Annotated in this window: 1 protein-coding gene; it reads left to right on the forward strand. The window is 65.0% G+C overall.

Going from position 1 to position 663, the window contains the following annotated elements; genetic code table 11:
• Positions 1-663, forward strand: a 663-nt coding sequence (locus IH48_RS33890; protein WP_037844021.1) for an acyltransferase domain-containing protein, incomplete at both ends; no start/stop codon positions are given.

The following is a 663-nucleotide window of genomic DNA, read 5'->3' on the forward strand; positions in this document are numbered from 1 at the left end:
CGACCGCCTCCTCCACGACCTCCGCAACATCACCCCCCACACCGGCCACACCCCCTTCTACTCCACCGTCACCGGCACCCTCATCGAAGACACCACCACCCTCGACACCAACTACTGGTACCAAAACCTCCGCCAAACCGTCCGCTTCACCGACACCGCCCACACCCTCATCACCGACGGCCACCACCACCTCATCGAAACCAGCACCCACCCCGTCCTCACCACCAGCATCCAAGACATCCTCGACACCACCACCCACCACAACACCCCCACCCTCACCACCGGAACCCTCCGCCGCCAAAAAGGCAACTGGACCCAATTCCTCACCTCCGCCGCCCACCTCCACACCCACGCCACCACCATCAACTGGACCCACCACACCACACCAGCCACCAACCAGCCCGTCAACCTCCCCACCTACCCCTTCCAACACCAGCACTACTGGCTCACCCACACCCCCGGCAGCGCAGGTGACGCCTCCGCCTTCGGCCTCAACACCACCCAACACCCCTTCCTCACCGCAACCCTCGAACTCCCCGATAACACCCACGTCTTCACCGGAACCCTCTCCACCCAGACTCACCCCTGGCTCACCGACCACGCCATCACCGACACCCCACTCCTCCCCGGCACCGCCTTCGTCGACCTCGCCCTACACACCGG

It is taken from the genome of Streptomyces sp. NRRL F-5126, from assembly GCF_000721265.1.
Taxonomy (GTDB): Bacteria; Actinomycetota; Actinomycetes; order Streptomycetales; family Streptomycetaceae; genus Streptomyces.